The sequence below is a fragment of the Marichromatium bheemlicum genome (genome assembly GCF_012276755.1).
In the GTDB taxonomy this organism is placed as follows: domain Bacteria; phylum Pseudomonadota; class Gammaproteobacteria; order Chromatiales; family Chromatiaceae; genus Marichromatium; species Marichromatium bheemlicum.
Genome location: NZ_JAAXKX010000033.1, coordinates 1 through 17617, shown reverse-complemented (window position 1 = coordinate 17617; position 17617 = coordinate 1). Strand labels below are relative to the sequence as shown.

The following is a 17617-nucleotide window of genomic DNA, read 5'->3' as shown; positions in this document are numbered from 1 at the left end:
CGCGCGAGCGGGATCCGAAGACGCGGATCAGGTTGGGAGAGACGGATGGACCCGCCCGTGCCCCCGGGATCGATCAATCCCGGTCGAAGTCGGCGGCCTCGTCCCAACGACGCGCCGCGGCAACATCGCTGACACGGGCCTCGACCCAGTATTCACCCTCGGCGTTGGACTCGCGCTTCCAGAGCGGCACACGAGCCTTGAGGACATCGATCAGAAACTCACAGGCACGGAAGGCGTCGCCGCGATGGGCGCTGCTCACCGCGACGAATACGATCGGGTCGCCAGGGGCGAGTTCACCGACCCGGTGCACCAGCACCAGATCGGTGAGCGGCCAGCGGCACATGGCCTGCTCGGCCAGGTCCGCGAGCGCGCGCTCGGTCATCCCCGGATAGTGCTCGAGGAACATGGTCGCGACCTCACCCCCGGCACTGAATTCACGCATCAAGCCGGTGAAGCTCACCACCGCGCCGACCTGACCGGCACCACGGCTCAGCGCGGCCTGTTCGGTCAGGGGCTCCAGCGGTTCGGTCTGCACCCGGACCCGTAGCATCCGCGCCCTCCGTCTCAGCCGATCGGGGCCACACCCAACAGCGCCCGATGCAACCAGAAGATGAATCCAAGATAGAGTACCAGACCGCCGACGATGGCGACGGCATCATTGACGGGCGAGGCCGGCATGCCATAGACCCTGGGCGCCGCACGACGCTTGAGCGAGATGCGGTCGGCCACCGCCCAGGCGAGAAAGCCGCCGAACAGCAGCACATCGGCCAGGGTGCCGTTGGCCAGCAGGTGGGCCAGCGCCCACAGCTTCACCGCGACGAGCATCGGATGCTTGAGGGTGTGCTGGATGCGCCCCGGCAGATAGGCCGCGAGCAGCAGGGTGAACACCGGCAGCATCAACAATAGATTGATATGACGCAGCCAGGCCGGCGGATCATAGAGCGGAATCGGCGCCTGACGCGCCAGCCCGTAGCCCCACACCAGCACGACCAGACCAAACAGCGCAAACAGCCCATAGAGCGCCTTCCACGGCAGCTCACCGATCCGCGCGACCGTGCGCGCGCGCCACTCGGGGGCGAAGATGGACACCGAGTGTCCACCGAGAAAGAGGACCAGACCCAGGATCAGGATCGCCATGCACAACATCTCCTTCGAGCATCGGAAGCGGATGCAGATCCTATGCGATTGTCGGGCGATCGAGAAACCCGTGTGTCGGGGGACCAGTCGTCAGCCACCAGCGGTCAGCTTCCAGCCGCCAGTGGGCGCGCATGCTCGACAGTTGGTTGGCTAGCTCCCCGCTGGTGGCTAACAACTGACCGCTGGCGGCTGATCGCTGGCGGCTGACGACTGGCGGCTGACGACTGGCGGCTGGAAGCTGGCGGCTGGTGGCTGGTGGCTGGAAGCTGACCGCTGGCGGCTGGAAGCTGAAACTCAGCCCCGCACCGCGCTGGCGCAGAACAGCGTGTAGCGGCGCTCGACGCCGGCGGCGTCGGGCTTGACCAGGCGGTGCGCGGTCTCCACCCGGATCCGTTCCAGCCCGGCGGCGGCAAGCGTCTCGGCGATCCACTCACGCTCGAAGCCGTGATGACAGACGCCCTCGTGATCGGCGTGGAAGCTGCCATCCTCGCAATCGAGGTCGACCAGGAAGAGCGTTCCGCCCGGGACCAGAAGGCCGGCAAGGCGCGCGATCATGGCACCGACGTTGGGCACGTGATGCAGCGCCATCGCCGAGTGGATCAGATCGAAGTCGCTGGCCGGGGCCGGCTCGTCGACCAGATCGACCTGGCGGATGCGGAGGTTGTCGAGCCCGGCGGCCCGCCGCTTGGCCTCGAGTTCAGCGAGCATCCCGGGGCTGCTGTCCCAGCCCTCAACCTCGGCGACCTCGGCGGCAAGCGCGAGCGCCGCCAGACCGGTGCCGCAGCCGTAGTCGAGCACCCGCATCCCCGGACGCGGCGCGCAATGACCGGCCAGGGCGAGACGGACCGCCCGGGCGAGTTCCTGGATCAACGGGTTGTCGTCCCAGGTCGCGGCGACCTGCTCGAAATCGGTCCGTGGATAGGGGTTGGACATGATGATGATCTCCGGTGGATGAAGACGACCTCCAGACTAGCCGACGACCGTCCTGCCAGACCTTCATCACCGACGCAACATCCGTCACCCAGGCCGCAATCGCGCCCGATAGCGACGCGGCGAACAGCCCTCGGCGACACGGAAGCGCGAGGCCAGGTGCGACGGCGAGGCAAAACCGCACTCGGCGGCGACCTCGGTGATGGAGCACTCGGTGTGCGCCAGCAGGGCGCGGGCCCGAGCCAGACGCGAACGATAGATCAGCTCGCGCGGACTGCAGCCGAGCCGGGTCCGCAGAAGCCGGTCGAGGGTGGCGCATGAGACCCCGAGATGGGCGGCGATCCGCGCGCGCGAGAGCGGCTCGGCGAGGTGGGTCTCGACATAGACCACCGCCTGTTCGACCAGTCGCGCGGTCCGTGCGCTGGCCGGGCGCTCGGCCAGCGCGCGCAGACAGAGACGCGCCAGCTGCTCGGCGAGCAGGCGCAGCATCGCCTCGCGACCGGGCAACCGACCGAGATGCTCGCGGGCGAGCCGCTCGGCGACCGCGAGCACCTCGTGTCCCTCGATCGGCAGGAGCAGCGCCACCCGCAACGCCTCGGGATCGAGCCCCTGGGTGCCGGCCAGTGCGGCGAGCCAGTCGTCCTCGACCAACAGTACCAACTGGGTCGGCGTGCCATGCTGTGGCAGTGGCCGATGCAGCCGCGCCGGCGGCAGCATCAGCAGGCGACCACGCTCGACACGCACGCGCCGCCCCTCGACCTCCATCCACTGATCGCCGTCGAGCACCACCAGCAACAACCATTGCGGATGACGATGCGGCGTCGCCACGGGCGCTTCGGGGTCGACAGCGGGTGCGGCATCGGCGATCAGCAGCGACAGCTCGGGGCAGTCGAAGGTGCGGCGCGCACGGCGCGCCTGGAAGCGATTCGCCGCGCCCTCAGCCGGCGCGGGCGGCGCGGCTGAGCAGGGTGTCGAGGGCATTGGCGAAGGCCTGGCGATCGCGCGCATCGAGCGCCGCCGGCCCACCGGTCTGGACACCGCTGGAGCGCAGCGTCTCCATGAAGTCACGCATGTTCAGCCGCTCGCCGATGTTGTGCTTGGTGTAGCGCTCACCACGCGGATCGAGCACCTCGGCGCCCTTGGCGATGGCCTCGGCGGCAAGCGGGATATCGGCGGTGATCACCAGGTCACCGGCGCTGACCCGGCGCACGATCTCGGCATCGGCCTGATCGAACCCGGCGCCGACCCGGATCGAGCGGATCCAGCGCGAGGGCGGGGTGTCCAGCGACTGGTTGGCGACCAGGGTGAGCGCCACCCCACAGCGCTCGGCGGCGCGGTAGAGGATGTCGCGGATCACCCGTGGGCAGGCGTCGGCATCGACCCAGATGTGCATCCCGTCTCCTGTACCAGTACCCAGGGCGCGATCACCAGCGCCCAGACCTCGGCCTCGCGCGCGAACCAATCGCGTGCCTCGGCGTCCGGGATCGGCGCGACCTCGCCGGCCTCGAGCGCCGCACCCAGCGCGGCGGTGTCGTCGCGGGCGATGCGCAGCGCGGTCTCGATCAGGTCGAGCCCGGCGGCGACGCGGATCACCTTGCCCTGGGCGAAGAAGCGCTGCAGCGACGACCAGGGCGCGCGGGCCGTCTCCTGGTTGAGCTTGGCGCGGAGCAGCGCGTCGTCCTGCTCCGAAGGGGTGCCGTCGACGACGGCGGGGTCTTGCTGTGTCACGCGGGATCGACCTCGTGGAGTGGCGTGTGGACGTCGCTGCGAGCGAGCGTCGTTGCAGTGTACCGGTCCGCTGCTGCGGACCGGGATGGATCAGGCGGCACTGGCCGCGGTCGCGGTGGTGTCGTCGCTCACGCCCGCCTCCGGGGCCTCGCTGCGCGGCTCGCGCACCAGGATCAGACCACCGAGCGGTGGCAACGCGATCGGGATCGAGTGGGGCCGCCCCATCCAGCTCACCGCCTCGGTCGCGATGCCGCCCTGGTTGCCAACATTGCTACCACCGTAGACCTCGGCGTCGGAGTTGATCTGCTCGCGATAGAAGCCGGCCTCGGGGACACCGATGCGATAGTGCTCGCGCGGCACCGGGGTGAAGTTGAACACCCCCACCGCCAGGGTCTCGCCGTTGCGGTCCTTGCGCAGATAGCTCAGCACCGACTGCGAGCTGTCGTGGCAGTCGATCCACTCGAAGCCCTCACTGACGAAGTCCTGCTGATGGAGCGCCGGCAGCGTGCGATAGCAGTGGTTGAGATCGCTCACCAGACGCTTGATACCCTGATGCTGCGGCCGCTCGAGCAGCTCCCAGTCGAGCGCGTCGTCGAAGCGCCACTCGTGCCCCTGGGCGAACTCGCAGCCCTGGAACAGCAACTTCTTGCCCGGATAGCTGAACATCAGGGTATAGAGCAGGCGCAGACTGGCGAATTTCTGCCAGCCGTCACCGGGCATCTTGTCGATCATCGAGCCCTTGCCGTGCACCACCTCGTCGTGTGAGAAGGGCAGCACAAAGTTCTCGGTGAAGGCGTAGAGCAGACCGAAGGTGAGCAGGTCGTGGTGGAAGTGGCGATAGATCGGGTCCTTGGACATGTAGGACAGGGTGTCGTGCATCCAGCCCATATTCCACTTCATGCTGAAACCGAGCCCGCCGAGATAGGTCGGGCGCGAGACCGCCGGCCAGGCGGTGGACTCCTCGGCGATCATCAGGGTGCCGGGATGGCGCTCGTGGGTGACGCTGTTGAGTTCGCGCAGAAACTCCACCGCCTCCAGGTTCTCGTTGCCCCCGTACTTGTTGGGGATCCACTCGCCGGCGTCGCGCGAGTAGTCGAGATAGAGCATCGAGGCCACGGCATCGACCCGCAGCCCGTCGATGTGGAACTCCTCAAGCCAGTAGAGCGCGCTCGAGAGCAGGAAGTTCTTCACCTCGTTGCGACCGAAGTTGAAGATCAGCGTGCCCCAGTCCTTGTGCTCGCCGAGGCGTGGATCGGCATGCTCATAGAGCGCGGTACCGTCGAAGCGCGCCAGGGCGTAGGCGTCCTTGGGGAAGTGCGCCGGCACCCAGTCGAGCAGCACGCCGATACCGCGCTGGTGCAGGTGATCGACGAAGAAGCGGAAATCGTCGGGCGAGCCGAAGCGCGAGGTCGGGGCGAAATAGCCGGTGCACTGATAGCCCCAGGAGGCATCGAGCGGATGCTCGGTGATCGGCAGCAATTCGACATGGGTGAAACCGAGCGCCTCGACATAGTCGCCGATCTGCTTGGCCAGCACGCGATAGTTGAGGAAGCCACCGTCGGCATCACGTTGCCAGGAACCGAGATGCACCTCGTAGACCGAGAACGGACGCTGCTGCCAGTTGGTCTCGGCACGGTCGCGCATCCAGCCCGCATCCCCCCAGCGATAGCGACTCTCCGGGCAGAGATAGCCGGCGGTCTCCGGGCGTTCCTGGAAGGACTGGGCGTAAGGGTCGATCTTGACCAGGACATTGGTGTGGCGATCACGGATCTCGTACTTATAGAGACCGCCGGGCCCGAGTTCGGGGATGAACAGCTCCCACACCCCCGAGCCACCGCGCACCCGCATCGGATGGGCACGCCCGTCCCAGTCGTTGAAGTCGCCGACCACGCTCACCCGCGCGGCGTTCGGCGCCCATACCGCAAAGCGCACCCCGGCGACACCGTCGATCTGATGGAGGTGTGCACCGAGGAAACGATAGGCGTGCCAGTGACGCCCCTCGCCGAACAGATGCAGATCGAAGTCGCCAAGCTGCGCGGGGAAGCAGTAGGGGTCGTGGGTGCGATGCACCACCCCCGCAGCGTCCTCCCACTCGAGCTGATAACGCTCGGGGAGCTGATCGGCGGTGCCGCGCCAGACGAACAGGTCGGTGCCCTCGATGCGAGTCATCGCGGCATCGGCCTCGACCAATCGCACCTGCTCGGCACGGGGCAGGAAGACGCGTACCACCAGAGCGCCGTCCTCGTCGAGATGACGACCGAGTACGCTGAAGGGATCGTGATGACGCGCCTCGACGATACGCTGCAAGGCATCGGGCAGCGCTCGGACGGCCGGGGTTGCGGTTGCCATGTCGCTGATCATCCTCCGCTGTCTACCTGTAGTGAGGTCGGCGGCGCGACTGCTGTCATCAGCCCACCCCCTCGAGACCGGGAACGCACGCCGCCGCATAGGTCGCCGAGCACCCCCGCAAGGTTTGCGACGGCCCGTCCGACGCACACGGCTCGATCCGCTCTGAACATCGACTTCGATGGTATCATAAGGGCACTGCTTAACATGCGGTTGCCCCCAGATTGCAGGAGGATTCCATGCCCCACAGCAACCCCCGTTTCATCAGCCGTCTCACCCGCAACACCCTGGCGCTGATCCTGGCTGGCGGACGGGGTTCCCGCCTCAAGCAGCTCACCACCTGGCGCTCCAAGCCGGCGGTGCCCTTCGGCGGCAAGTTCCGCATCATCGACTTCCCGCTGTCGAACTGCATCAATTCGGGGATCCGTCGCATCGGTGTGCTCACCCAGTACAAGGCGCACTCACTGATCCTGCACATCCAGAAGGGCTGGGGCTTCCTGCGCGGCGAGTTCGGCGAATTCGTCGAGCTGTGGCCGGCACAACAACGCGTGACCGAGACCTCCTGGTACGCCGGCACCGCCGACGCGGTCTACCAGAACCTCGACATCATCCGCGACCACGACCCCGACTATGTGCTGATCCTCGCCGGTGACCACATCTACAAGATGGACTATGGCGCAATGATCGCCTTCCACGTCGAGTCCGGCGCCGACATGACCGTCGGTTGTCTCGAGGTCGACACCGAGCGCGCCCGCGAGTTCGGGGTGATGGAGGTCGATGCCGGCCATCGGGTGCGGGGCTTCGAGGAAAAGCCCGACAGCCCCAAGCCAATCCCCGGAGCTCCCGGACGCTGCTTCGCCTCGATGGGGATCTATGTCTTCAACCGCGACTTCCTCTTCGAGCAGTTGCAGAAGGATGCCGACACCCGTGGCTCGAGCCGCGACTTCGGCAAGGACATCATCCCCTCGGTGATCAAGCAGTACCGGGTGATGGCCTACACCTTCCGCGATCCGGTCAGCGGCGAGCAGGCCTACTGGCGTGATGTCGGTACCCTCGACGCCTTCTGGGCCGCCAACCTCGAGCTGATCGGCGTCACCCCCCCGCTCAACCTCTACGACAAGGGTTGGCCGATCTGGACCTATCAGGAACAATTGCCGCCGGCCAAGTTCGTCTTCGACGACGAGGACCGACGCGGTATGGCGGTCGATTCCATGGTCTCGGGCGGTTGCATCATCTCCGGGGCCAAGGTACGTCACTCGCTGCTGTTCTCCAACGTACGAGTGAACTCCTTCGCCTATGTCGAGGACTCAGTGGTGCTGCCCGACGTCGACATCGGTCGCAACTGCACCATCCGCAACGCCATCATCGAGCGCTACTGCCAGCTCGGGGAGGGCACCGTGATCGGACTCGACCCCGAGGCCGACCGTCGCGCCGGCTACCAGGTCACCGATAGTGGCATCACCCTGGTGACCCCTGAGATGCTCGGGCAGAACGCCAACCACGTGCGATGAGGAGCACTGAGCACATGCAGATCGAGATCAACGGCGACCGCACCGAGGTCGCCGAGGCCATCACCATGGCCGAGCTGCTCGAGCAGCTCGCGCTCACCGGCAAACGCCTCGCCGTCGAGGTCAACGCCGAGCTGGTGCCGCGCAGCCGCTTCGCCGAGCACCGCCTCGCCGCCGACGACCGGGTGGAGATCATCCACGCCGTCGGCGGCGGTTGACCCGACCTCGCCGGGCCTGGCCCGGCACTCCCCGCCCCATAGCTGCGGCCCCTTTGAAATGGCCCGCCCCCGGCCGCATGCTGGCTCGTTTTCCACTTCACGTTTCGACACGGACCCCCATGACCACAGCGACCCAGAACTCAGATCGACTCGTCATCGCCGGCAAGGAATACAACTCCCGCCTGCTCGTCGGCACCGGTAAGTACCAGGACATGGACGAGACCGCGCGCGCCATCGACGCCAGCGGCGCCGAGATCGTCACGGTCGCCGTGCGTCGCACCAACCTCGGCCAGAACGCCGATGAGCCCAACATCCTCGACGTACTGCCCCCGGAGCGCTACACCATCCTCCCCAACACCGCCGGCTGCTTCGATGTCGATACCGCGGTGCGCACCTGCCGCCTGGCGCGCGAACTGCTCGACGGCCACAAGCTGGTCAAGCTCGAGGTGCTCGGCGACCAGCAGACCCTGTTCCCCGATGTCATCGCCACCCTCAAGGCCGCCGAGATCCTCGTCGCCGACGGCTTCGATGTGATGGTCTACACCAACGACGACCCCATCGTCGCCCGCGAGCTGGAGGCCATCGGCTGCTGTGCGGTGATGCCGCTGGCCGCGCCGATCGGCTCGGGCCTGGGCATCCGCAACCCGCTCAACATCCGCACCATCGTCGAGAACGCCAAGGTGCCGGTACTGGTCGACGCCGGCGTGGGCACCGCCTCCGACGCCGCCGTGGCGATGGAACTCGGCTGCGACGGCGTGTTGATGAACACCGCCATCGCCGCGGCCAAGGATCCGCTGTTGATGGCCAGCGCCATGCGCAAGGGCATCGAGGCCGGCCGCGAGGCCTATCTCGCCGGGCGCATGCCCGCCAAGCGCTTCGCCTCGGCCTCCTCGCCGATCGAGGGGCTGTTCTTCTGATCCCCGCCGACGGGCCTCGGCCCGTCGCCAGCGCGTCCGCTCGGGCGCGCTGCCCCACCGACCGCCCGCTCTTGATATCCTGCGCATCCCGATCGTGCAGCGGAGCGCAGCGCCAGCGCCTCGAACCGCCAGGACGCAGCCCCCGCCCAGGGATCGCCCCCGCCACGATCCATCCGGTCATCAGTCATCAAGCGTCGAGAATCCATCCGTGCAACCAACAGATCCCCGTCATCGTCAGGTGCGCAGCTTCGTGCTGCGCGAGGGCCGACTCACCCCCGGTCAGGAGCGCGCCTTCGCCGAGCTCTGGCCCCGCTTCGGCGTCGACTGGCAGGCGCCGGCGCCGCTCGACCTCGGCGCGCTGTTCGGCAACGATCAGCCGGTGACCCTCGAGATCGGCTTCGGCAACGGTGAGTCGCTGGCGCGGATGGCCGCCGACGACCCGGGGCGCAACTGGCTCGGGGTCGAGGTCCATCGTCCCGGGGTCGGGCACCTGCTGCTCGAGATCGAGCGGCTCGGTATCGACAACCTGCGGGTGATGCGTCAGGACGCCGTCGAACTGCTCACCCACGGCATCGCCCCTGGCGCGCTCGACCGGGTGCAGCTGTTCTTCCCCGACCCCTGGCCGAAGAAGCGTCATCACAAGCGCCGCATCCTCAACCCCGGGATGATCGCGCTGCTCGAACGCGCCATCCGTCCCGGCGGTCACTTCCACGCCGCCACCGACTGGGAGCCCTATGCCGAGCAGATGCTCGAGACCCTGGAGGCGGCCACGGGCTTCGCCAACACCGCCGGCGCCGGTCACTACACCCCACGCCCCGAGAGCCGTCCGCTGACCAAGTTCGAGCAGCGCGGCGAGCGCCTCGGTCACGTGGTCCACGATCTCGTCTTCCGCCGCTGCTGATGGACGGGCTCAGGGTCCAGGGACTCGGCAACGCCCTGTTCGGTCCCATCGACCTGGCCGTCGGCACCGGCGAGCGGGTGTTCCTGTCGGGCCCATCGGGCTGCGGCAAGAGCCTGCTGCTGCGCGCCATCGCCGACCTCGACCCGCACCGGGGTGAGGTCTGGCTCGACGACGCGCCGCGCTCGCGCCTGCCCGCCCCGCTGTGGCGTCGCCGCGTCGGGCTGCTGCCGGCCGAGTCGGCCTGGTGGGGCGAGTCGGTGGGTGAGCACCTGCCCGCCGCACACCCGCCGCTCGATGAGTGGCTGAGCGCGCTCGGCTTCGGCCCCGAGGTGCTCGACTGGTCGGTCGCCCGGCTCTCCACCGGCGAGCGCCAGCGCCTCGCGTTGCTGCGCCTGCTCGCCCAGTCGCCACGGGCGCTGCTGCTCGACGAGGCCACCGCCAACCTCGACCCGCAGAACTGCGCCCGGGTCGAGGGGCTGATCGAGGACTACCGCGCCGCCCACCACACACCGGTGCTTTGGGTCAGCCACGACCCGGCGCAACGGCGCCGCCTCGGCGATCGCCGGCTGAGCATCCGCGACGGCCGGCTCGAACCCGAGGACATCGACCCGTCATGACGCTGATCTCGCTCACGCCACTCGATCTCTCGCTCGCTGCGGTGCTGATCCTGCTGCTCGCCTGGGTCTCCTGGCGACTGCGCCTGGGGGTGGAGCGGCGCGTGCTCGTCGCCGCGCTGCGCAGCGCCATCCAGCTCAGTCTGATCGGGCTGGTGCTCAAGGTGCTGTTCGCCCAGTCGAGCCTGTCGCTGATCGCCCCGGTGGCGCTGGTGATGCTCGCGGTGGCCGGCTGGGAGGTGATGCAGCGTCAGCGACGCCGCTATCGCGGCCCCTGGGGCTACGGCATCGGCGCGGTGTCGATGTTCCTGTCCTCGTTCGGGGTGACCTTCCTCGCCCTCACCCTGGTGATCGGGGTCGACCCCTGGTACCAGCCGCAGTACCTGATCCCGCTGCTCGGCATGCTGCTCGGCAACACCATGAACGGCATCGCCATCGCCCTCGACAACCTCACCCGCCACGCCTGGGAGGCGCGCGCGCGGATCGAGGCGCGGCTGCTCGCCGGCGCCGACTGGGGCGAGGCGATCGGTGAGGTGCGGCGCGAGGCAATCCGCTCCGGGCTGATCCCGATCATCAACTCCATGGCCAGCGCCGGGCTGGTCAGCCTGCCGGGGATGATGACCGGTCAGGTGCTGGCCGGCAGCCCGCCGCTGGAGGCGGCCAGGTATCAGATCCTGATCATGTTCCTGATCGCCGGCGGCACCGGACTGGGGTCGATCTTCGCGGTCTGGGCGGGTTCGCGACGGCTGTTCGACGACCGCCAGCGACTGCGTCTGGATCGGCTGAAGGCACGACCGAGAGGGGGCTGAGGGAGGAACCGACGCACAAATCGTGTTTTATCACACCGCCGATCTCGACTCGGTGATGGCTCGACCCTCCCCTAATCATCCTGAAAGCCACTCTAAAACGAATCGAAAAAAAATCAAATATAGTATTGTTTTTAAAGATAAAAAACGAGAAAAACTCAGATTCCAGACAAGGTTGCTTGGTATTTGTTTTAATCAATGCAACCAATAAATTCATTTAAAATATCAATAATATAAATCCGTCCTACTGCGTTCTCTCACGGCCGCGCATCCGCTAGGGTGATCCCATACCGCGTCGGATCCACTCCGACGCCCCTTCTCGACAGGGATCACAGACGGCGACAGCCGTCGGCTCGGGGCCACACCCTTGCGGCCCTGCTCCCGGACCCCGTGACCACTACCCGTGTCGTCACAACGACCGGTGCATCCCTGCGCCACGCACAAGGCCCCGACCCCAAGGGCCTTGCGCCAAGAGCCGGCAACGCCGTTGCGGAGGACCATGCGCATGAATCCATCGACCCACTACGACGTACTCATCGTCGGTGCCGGCGTCACCGGCACCGCCCTGCTCTACGAACTGGCCAAGTTCACCGATCTCGGCCGACTGTGCCTAGTAGAGAAGTACGACGACGTCGCCACGGTCAACTCACACGCCCACAGCAACAGTCAGACCATCCACTGCGGCGATATCGAGACCAACTACACCCTGGAGAAGGCGCGTTCGGTCAAGCGTACCGCCTACATGGTGATCAACTACGCTACCAAGCTGCCGCCCGAGGAGCGCGACCGCATCATCCAGCGCATGCCCAAGATGGTGCTCGGGGTCGGCGCCGAGGAATGTCGCTACATCCGCGAGCGCCATGCCCGGTTCAAGGACCTCTTCCCGCGCATGGAGCTGCTCGAGCGTGAGGCGATTGCCGAGCTCGAACCTAATGTGGCACGGATCGACGGGCGCTGGCGCGACGAGGAGATCGTCGCCACGGGGACCGCAGACGAGTACTGCGCGGTCGATTTCCAGGCGCTGGCCCAGTCCTTCTCCGACGCCTGCGCACGTCTCGACCGTACCAGCGGCAAGCAGATCACCCAGCTGCTCTCGACCAAGGTCGAGTCGATTCGCAAGGAGGGCGGGGACTATGTGCTGCGCACCAACCGCGGCCTGCTGCAGGCGCGCGCGGTGGTGGTCTGCGCCGGGGGGCACTCGCTGCTGATGGCCCAGGAGATGGGGCTGGGGCTGGAGTACTCCTGCCTGCCGGTGGCCGGGTCCTTCTACTTCGCCCCCGAGGCGCTCAATGGCAAGGTCTACACCGTGCAGAATCCCAACCTGCCCTTCGCCGCAGTGCATGGTGATCACGACGTCAAAGAGCGCGGCAAGACCCGCTTCGGCCCCACCGCGTTGATGCTGCCGATGCTCGAGCGCTACAACCGCGCGAGCATCCGCGAGTTCTTCAAGGTACAGCGCTTCGACCGCGATGTAGCGGCTGTCGTGTGGGATCTGATGAAGGTGCCCGACATCCGCAACTATGTGCTGCGCAACTTCCTCTACGAGGTGCCCTGGCTCAACCGTCAGCTGTTCGTGCGCGAGATCCGCAAGATCGTCCCCGCGCTCCAGGCCTCGGAGATCAGCTATGCCGAGGGCTTCGGCGGGATCCGCCCGCAGCTCATCGACAAGCGCGCGCGCAAGCTGCGCATGGGCGAGGCCAAGATCAGCGACGGCGGCGGCATCATCTTCAACATGACGCCGTCACCTGGCGGCACCAGCTGCCTCGGCGCAGGCGAAGGCGACATGCGCGCCATCGCCGAGTATCTCGGCGCCCGTATCGATGAGCACGCCTTCGAGCAAGAGCTGCTGATGGGACACGAGGACACCCGCGACCACGGTGATCCGAGCGCTGAGGCACTGGCCACCGCGGTCTGATTCGACCATCACTGACGACGAGACGGGCCCGACCACTCAGGAACGTGGCCGGGCCCGTTTCATTTCAGGCGGCTGACGCCCTCGCCGGCAGGCGAGGCGACACCGGCTCAGGCGTGGTAGGGACGGCTCAACTCGTGCACCGCCTCGACCATGGCCGCGGCACAGTCGGGATTGACGTCCGGGGTGATGCCGTGACCGAGGTTGAAGACGTGGCCGTGGCCCTTGCCATAGCTCGCCAGCACCCGTGCAACCTCCTCGCGGACACGCTCGGGCGAGGCGTAGAGGGTGCAGGGATCAAGGTTGCCCTGGAGGGCAACGCGGTCCTCGACCATCCGACGCGCGTCGGCCAGATCGGTGGTCCAGTCGACACCGAGCGCGTCGCAGCCGGTATCGGCCATGTCGGCGAGCCACTGCCCGCCGTTCTTGGTGAACAGGATCACCGGGACACGACGTCCATCGGCCTCGCGGGTCAGGCCATCGATCACCCGTTTCATGTAGGCCAGCGAGAACTCACGATAGTGGGCCGGGGCCAGGGCACCGCCCCAGGTGTCGAAGATCATCGCCGCCTGGGCGCCACGAGCGATCTGGGCGTTGAGGTAGGAGGTCACCGAGTCGGCGACCTTGGTCAGCAGGCGGTGCAGCAGGTCGGGACGGTCGAACATCATCGCCTTGGTGTGGGAGAAGTTCTTGGCGCTGCCGCCCTCGACCATGTAGGTGGCCAGGGTCCAGGGGCTACCGGAGAAGCCGATCAGCGGCACGCGACCGTCGAGTTCACGACGGATCACCGACACCGCATCCATCACGTACTTCAGCTCACCCTCGGGATCGGGGATCGGCAGACGATCGATATCGGCCTCGGTGCGCACCGGCCGCTCGAAGTGTGGGCCTTCGCCTTCGGCGAAATAGAGCCCCAGCCCCATGGCATCGGGCACGGTGAGGATGTCGGAGAACAGGATCGCCGCATCCAACGGGAAGCGCTCGAGCGGCTGGAGGGTGACCTCGCAGGCAAGCTCCGGGTTCCTGCACAGGTCCATGAAACTGCCCGCCTTGGCGCGGGTGGCACGGTACTCTGGGAGATAGCGACCAGCCTGGCGCATCATCCAAACCGGCGTGTAATCAACAGGTTCGCGCATCAGGGCGCGCAGGAAGGTGTCATTCTTCAGTTCGGTCATGAAGCAGTGCCCGGGCAGTTTGATGTGTTAAGAACGCAGGTTTCGCAGGGTCATTCTACTACGGGACGCCCGGCGGAGAAGCCCAACCACCCAGAACCCAGGAAAACACCGCCGCCAACAACGTAAGGCATTGATAAAAAAGACCTTCTTAATAACCTGTTAGCAACCCTGTGGATAACCCTGTGAGCAAAGAGCTGAACAACTTTCGAGGGATTTTCAGACACAGGTTATCCACAGGATATCTCCTGCTTCATCCACCAGGAGAAGTCTTCCAAGGCATTGAGGTAAAAGGGATTTTCAGACTTATCCGGATATCCACAGGGATTAATTATTACTACAGACTTTAAATATATATATATTATTTTGATTAGTACGAACCGCCGCCGCCGCGCTGGACGGCTTCAGCATACCCGAAGATCCCTTACTCCGTGGGCGTAAAATCGCTGACGAATCCACGCCTTCCGCCCCCCTCGGGCTGCGGTAGAATCCCCCGATGAATGCTTCAGCCCTCCTCGACTCGCTCAACACCGCCCAACGCGAGGCCGTCTCGGCCTCACCTGGGAACCTCCTGATCCTTGCCGGTGCCGGTTCCGGTAAGACCCGCGTCCTCGTCCATCGTATCGCCTGGTTGCTCGAGGTCGAGCAGGTGCCTCCCTGGGGGATTCTTGCGGTGACCTTCACCAACAAGGCGGCCCGCGAGATGCGCGGACGTATCGAGACCATGTTCGCGCAACCGGTCGGGGGGATGTGGGTCGGGACCTTCCACGGTCTGGCCCATCGTTTCCTGCGCGCGCATTGGCAGGAGGCCGGGCTGCCGCAACACTTCCAAATCCTCGACAGCGACGATCAGCTGCGGATGATCAAGCGTATCGTCAAGGACCTGGGGCTCGATGAGACGCGCTGGTCGCCTCGACAGGTCCAGTCCTTCATCAATAAACACAAGGATGAGGGGCTGAGGCCGGCACACCTCGACTTTTCCGGTGACTTCTTCGGTGAACGAATGGTCACCCTCTATCGTGAATACGAGCAATTGCGTCAACGTGGAGGATTGCTCGATTTCGCCGACCTACTGCTGTACACCCATGAGCTGTTACGTGATCGCGCCGATCTGCGTGAACACTATCAGCGCCGTTTTCGTCACATCCTGGTCGATGAATTCCAAGACACCAATGCCATTCAATACGCCTGGCTCCGGTTGCTCACCGGTGACGAGGACAAGTTGTTCGCGGTCGGTGATGACGACCAGTCGATCTATGGTTGGCGTGGTGCACGGGTCGAGAACATCCGCTCGTTCCAGCGCGACTATCCCGAGACCCGGGTGATCCGGTTGGAACAGAACTATCGCTCCACCGCCACCATCCTCGCCGCTGCTAATGCGCTAATCGCTAATAACCCCTCGCGCCTGGGCAAAGAACTCTGGACCGAAGGCGCGGCGGGAACACCGATTCGTCGCTATGCGGCATTCAATGAGGTCGATGAGGCGCGTTTCGTCGTCGAGCGTATCCGTCGTCATGCCGAGGCGTCGGGACGACGTTACGACCAGTGTGCCATCCTCTATCGCACCACGGCTCAATCCCGCCTCTTCGAGGAGGCGCTGATGCGTGCGGCCATTCCCTATCGGGTCTATGGCGGGCAGCGCTTCTTCGAACGCGCCGAGATTCGCGATGCGCTTGCCTATCTGCGCCTGGTCGCCAATCCAGACGATGACGCAGCCTTTGAGCGCGTGGTCAACACCCCCTCCCGTGGTATCGGGGTACGTACCCTCGATCAGCTGCGTGAGCATGCCCGGGGGCAAAGGTTGTCGCTGTGGCGTGCCGGTGCGCAATTGATCGCGGAGCAGGGCCTCGGTGGTCGGGCGGCGAATGCGTTGCGGGCCTTCATGGGATTCATCGAGCAACAGCGTGTGCGCAGCACCACACAGCTGTTGCCCGATCTGGCGGCGGCGCTGATCGACGAGACGGGGCTGCCGGCGCACTACGAGAAGCAGAAAGACGGTAAGGGACAGGACCGGATCGAGAACCTGCAGCAGTTGATCGAGACCGCCTCGCGCTTCGCCCACGAACTCGAGGCCCCGGATACCGAGGTGCTCGGCGCCTTCCTCGCCCATGCTGCGCTCGAGGCCGGAGAGACCCAGGCCGATGCCGATACCGATGCGGTGCAGCTGATGACGCTGCACAGCGCCAAGGGGTTGGAGTTCCCGGTGGTCTTCCTGGTCGGGCTCGAGGAGGGGCTGTTTCCGCATGCCATGTCGGCCGATGACCCCGATCGCCTCGAGGAGGAGCGTAGGCTTTGCTATGTCGGCATGACCCGGGCGATGGCCGAACTCTATGTCACCCATGCCGAGAGCCGCCGGCTCTATGGGCGCCAGGACCTGCCGCCACCCTCGCGCTTTCTGCGCGAGATCCCGGACCGCTTGATCGAGGATGTGCGTGCACGCAGTGCTCCTAAATCGACACCTGCGTTCAGGACGACACTGTCACCAGTGTCCGCCCCGAAACGTCCCACCGCCACCCGTGGCGGTGGGGGCTTCGAGGCGGGGCAGCGGGTCCGGCATGTCAAGTTCGGCGAGGGTGTGGTGCTCGACGGTGAAGGACGGGGGGCCCAGGCGCGCATCCAGGTCAAGTTTCAGGGCGAGGCCGGGATCAAGTGGCTGGTACTCGCTTATGCCAAGCTCGAGCCAGTGTAGCGCGTGGTATTTAGATCGGATGTAGGGGGCGTTCCTACGCAATCCCTCGCGTCACTGGTAATGACCGAATCAGTCATCAGCGATCAGTCGATGAATAATTGGCTGCATCAAGCATGTCTTCATCGAGCCTTGCGTGTGATGTCGGACATGCCGTCGATACATGGATACTTCTGCTTGGTTCATCCCGCAAAGGACTCATGACAGGTTCGTATTCAGTCTTGCCCCATGTGCGGTAACCATGGCGATGACCCCAGCCTATTGACCTGTCAACTATTGGGCGAGGCCGCCATGGAGTCTTGGCAGGGGGATGACAGGGATCACGGTTGAGCCGTAGAGGTTCGGGTCGATTGGTCATGGTCGATGTTTTGTCCGGGAGGACAGGGCTATCGCATCAAAGTATTAGCAAATGCTGTTGGATACAGGCCGCATCGATCAGCGACACTCAGGCCTTCTGATCCCTGCAGCCGGAGGCCCGCCGCCGATGTCCGAGACACCGATCGATCGCTCCCTGGTCGCCCATTTCTCGATCCTCGAGGACCCACGCTGTCCGACCAAGCGTCGGCATCTGCTGAGCGACATGGTGGCGATCGCTGTTGCCGGGACGCTGTGCGGGGCCGATAGCTGGACGGAGATCGCTTGGTTCGGCGAGGCCAAGCAGGAGTGGCTGGAGCAGTTCCTGGAGCTGCCCAACGGCATCCCCTCGCACGATACCTTCGGGCGCGTGTTCGGGCTGCTGGAG

General features: G+C 65.7%; 17 protein-coding genes. 9 read left to right on the top strand and 8 right to left on the bottom strand.

The features are described 5' to 3' along the window. Nucleotides 1-73: 73 nt before the first annotated feature. The 7 genes from HF203_RS15450 to glgB form a co-directional block, all read right to left on the bottom strand. Entirely contained in the window at nucleotides 74-550 is a 477-nt protein-coding gene (locus HF203_RS15450; protein ID WP_168670986.1) for a molybdenum cofactor biosynthesis protein MoaE, read from the bottom strand. A 14-nt stretch (nucleotides 551-564) separates the two neighbouring features. Beyond that, entirely contained in the window at nucleotides 565-1137 is a 573-nt protein-coding gene (locus HF203_RS15445; RefSeq protein WP_168670985.1) for an NnrU family protein, read from the bottom strand. A 294-nt stretch (nucleotides 1138-1431) separates the two neighbouring features. Further along, nucleotides 1432-2070 (bottom strand): class I SAM-dependent methyltransferase, encoded by a 639-nt coding sequence (locus tag HF203_RS15440; protein WP_168670984.1) that lies wholly within the window; start codon nucleotides 2068-2070, stop codon nucleotides 1432-1434. An 84-nt stretch (nucleotides 2071-2154) separates the two neighbouring features. Further along, complete coding sequence (locus HF203_RS15435; protein WP_168670983.1) at nucleotides 2155-3048, bottom strand: helix-turn-helix transcriptional regulator; 894 nt, start codon at nucleotides 3046-3048, stop codon at nucleotides 2155-2157. Next, on the bottom strand, nucleotides 3005-3460 hold the full coding sequence (locus HF203_RS15430) for a YaiI/YqxD family protein (RefSeq protein ID WP_168670982.1): 456 nt from the start codon (nucleotides 3458-3460) through the stop codon (nucleotides 3005-3007). Before HF203_RS15430 ends, HF203_RS15435 begins: the two co-directional genes overlap by 44 nt. Continuing rightward, nucleotides 3421-3795, bottom strand: coding sequence for a DUF2288 family protein (locus HF203_RS15425; protein ID WP_168670981.1), 375 nt, complete (start codon nucleotides 3793-3795; stop codon nucleotides 3421-3423). Before HF203_RS15425 ends, HF203_RS15430 begins: the two co-directional genes overlap by 40 nt. Nucleotides 3796-3885: 90 nt before the next feature. Next, the gene (glgB, locus tag HF203_RS15420; RefSeq protein ID WP_168670980.1) at nucleotides 3886-6144 is read right to left on the bottom strand and encodes a 1,4-alpha-glucan branching protein GlgB; all 2259 of its coding nucleotides are present in this window, start codon (nucleotides 6142-6144) and stop codon (nucleotides 3886-3888) included. 236 nt (nucleotides 6145-6380) lie between these two features. Here glgB and glgC point away from each other — a divergent pair, with 236 nt between their 5' ends. From glgC to HF203_RS15385, 7 genes are all read left to right on the top strand, one after another. After that, the gene (gene glgC / locus HF203_RS15415; protein ID WP_168670979.1) at nucleotides 6381-7652 is read left to right on the top strand and encodes a glucose-1-phosphate adenylyltransferase; all 1272 of its coding nucleotides are present in this window, start codon (nucleotides 6381-6383) and stop codon (nucleotides 7650-7652) included. Between the two features lie 14 nt (nucleotides 7653-7666). After that, complete coding sequence (gene thiS / locus HF203_RS15410; RefSeq protein ID WP_168670978.1) at nucleotides 7667-7867, top strand: sulfur carrier protein ThiS; 201 nt, start codon at nucleotides 7667-7669, stop codon at nucleotides 7865-7867. Nucleotides 7868-7986: 119 nt separating this feature from the next. Continuing rightward, nucleotides 7987-8784 (top strand): thiazole synthase, encoded by a 798-nt coding sequence (locus HF203_RS15405; RefSeq protein WP_168670977.1) that lies wholly within the window; start codon nucleotides 7987-7989, stop codon nucleotides 8782-8784. Between the two features lie 208 nt (nucleotides 8785-8992). Next, entirely contained in the window at nucleotides 8993-9685 is a 693-nt protein-coding gene (gene trmB, locus HF203_RS15400) for a tRNA (guanosine(46)-N7)-methyltransferase TrmB (protein WP_123139116.1), read from the top strand. Next, entirely contained in the window at nucleotides 9685-10302 is a 618-nt protein-coding gene (locus tag HF203_RS15395) for an ABC transporter ATP-binding protein (protein ID WP_168670976.1), read from the top strand. The genes trmB and HF203_RS15395 overlap by 1 nt, the downstream gene beginning before the upstream one ends. After that, entirely contained in the window at nucleotides 10299-11108 is an 810-nt protein-coding gene (locus HF203_RS15390; protein ID WP_062274896.1) for an ABC transporter permease, read from the top strand. Before HF203_RS15395 ends, HF203_RS15390 begins: the two co-directional genes overlap by 4 nt. A 502-nt stretch (nucleotides 11109-11610) precedes the next feature. After that, nucleotides 11611-13020 (top strand): FAD-dependent oxidoreductase, encoded by a 1410-nt coding sequence (locus HF203_RS15385; RefSeq protein ID WP_168670975.1) that lies wholly within the window; start codon nucleotides 11611-11613, stop codon nucleotides 13018-13020. 107 nt (nucleotides 13021-13127) lie between these two features. On the opposite strand, the gene hemE is transcribed toward HF203_RS15385, so the two are convergent. Beyond that, nucleotides 13128-14192, bottom strand: coding sequence for a uroporphyrinogen decarboxylase (hemE, locus tag HF203_RS15380; RefSeq protein ID WP_168670974.1), 1065 nt, complete (start codon nucleotides 14190-14192; stop codon nucleotides 13128-13130). Nucleotides 14193-14685: 493 nt separating this feature from the next. Between hemE and uvrD the strand changes: the two genes are divergently transcribed. Together uvrD and HF203_RS15370 are read left to right on the top strand one after the other, a co-directional pair. After that, nucleotides 14686-16878 carry a DNA helicase II gene (uvrD, locus tag HF203_RS15375; protein WP_168670973.1) on the top strand — a complete coding sequence of 731 codons (2193 nt, stop codon included), beginning with the start codon at nucleotides 14686-14688 and terminating at the stop codon, nucleotides 16876-16878. A 481-nt stretch (nucleotides 16879-17359) separates the two neighbouring features. After that, the coding region (locus HF203_RS15370; protein ID WP_168670972.1) for a transposase family protein at nucleotides 17360-17617 on the top strand (258 nt) is incomplete at its 3' end.

Bases quoted from the DNA above. Each gene is read 5' to 3' on its own strand.
- HF203_RS15450 (WP_168670986.1), bottom strand. From the start codon at position 550: ATGCTACGGGTCCGGGTGCAGACCGAACCGCTGGAGCCCCTGACCGAA.
- HF203_RS15445 (WP_168670985.1), bottom strand. From the start codon at position 1,137: ATGGCGATCCTGATCCTGGGTCTGGTCCTCTTTCTCGGTGGACACTCG.
- HF203_RS15440 (WP_168670984.1), bottom strand. From the start codon at position 2,070: ATGTCCAACCCCTATCCACGGACCGATTTCGAGCAGGTCGCCGCGACC.
- HF203_RS15435 (WP_168670983.1), bottom strand. From the start codon at position 3,048: ATGCCCTCGACACCCTGCTCAGCCGCGCCGCCCGCGCCGGCTGAGGGC.
- HF203_RS15430 (WP_168670982.1), bottom strand. From the start codon at position 3,460: ATGCACATCTGGGTCGATGCCGACGCCTGCCCACGGGTGATCCGCGAC.
- glgB (WP_168670980.1), bottom strand. From the start codon at position 6,144: ATGGCAACCGCAACCCCGGCCGTCCGAGCGCTGCCCGATGCCTTGCAG.
- glgC (WP_168670979.1), top strand. From the start codon at position 6,381: ATGCCCCACAGCAACCCCCGTTTCATCAGCCGTCTCACCCGCAACACC.
- thiS (WP_168670978.1), top strand. From the start codon at position 7,667: ATGCAGATCGAGATCAACGGCGACCGCACCGAGGTCGCCGAGGCCATC.
- HF203_RS15405 (WP_168670977.1), top strand. From the start codon at position 7,987: ATGACCACAGCGACCCAGAACTCAGATCGACTCGTCATCGCCGGCAAG.
- HF203_RS15395 (WP_168670976.1), top strand. From the start codon at position 9,685: ATGGACGGGCTCAGGGTCCAGGGACTCGGCAACGCCCTGTTCGGTCCC.
- HF203_RS15390 (WP_062274896.1), top strand. From the start codon at position 10,299: ATGACGCTGATCTCGCTCACGCCACTCGATCTCTCGCTCGCTGCGGTG.
- HF203_RS15385 (WP_168670975.1), top strand. From the start codon at position 11,611: ATGAATCCATCGACCCACTACGACGTACTCATCGTCGGTGCCGGCGTC.
- hemE (WP_168670974.1), bottom strand. From the start codon at position 14,192: ATGACCGAACTGAAGAATGACACCTTCCTGCGCGCCCTGATGCGCGAA.
- uvrD (WP_168670973.1), top strand. From the start codon at position 14,686: ATGAATGCTTCAGCCCTCCTCGACTCGCTCAACACCGCCCAACGCGAG.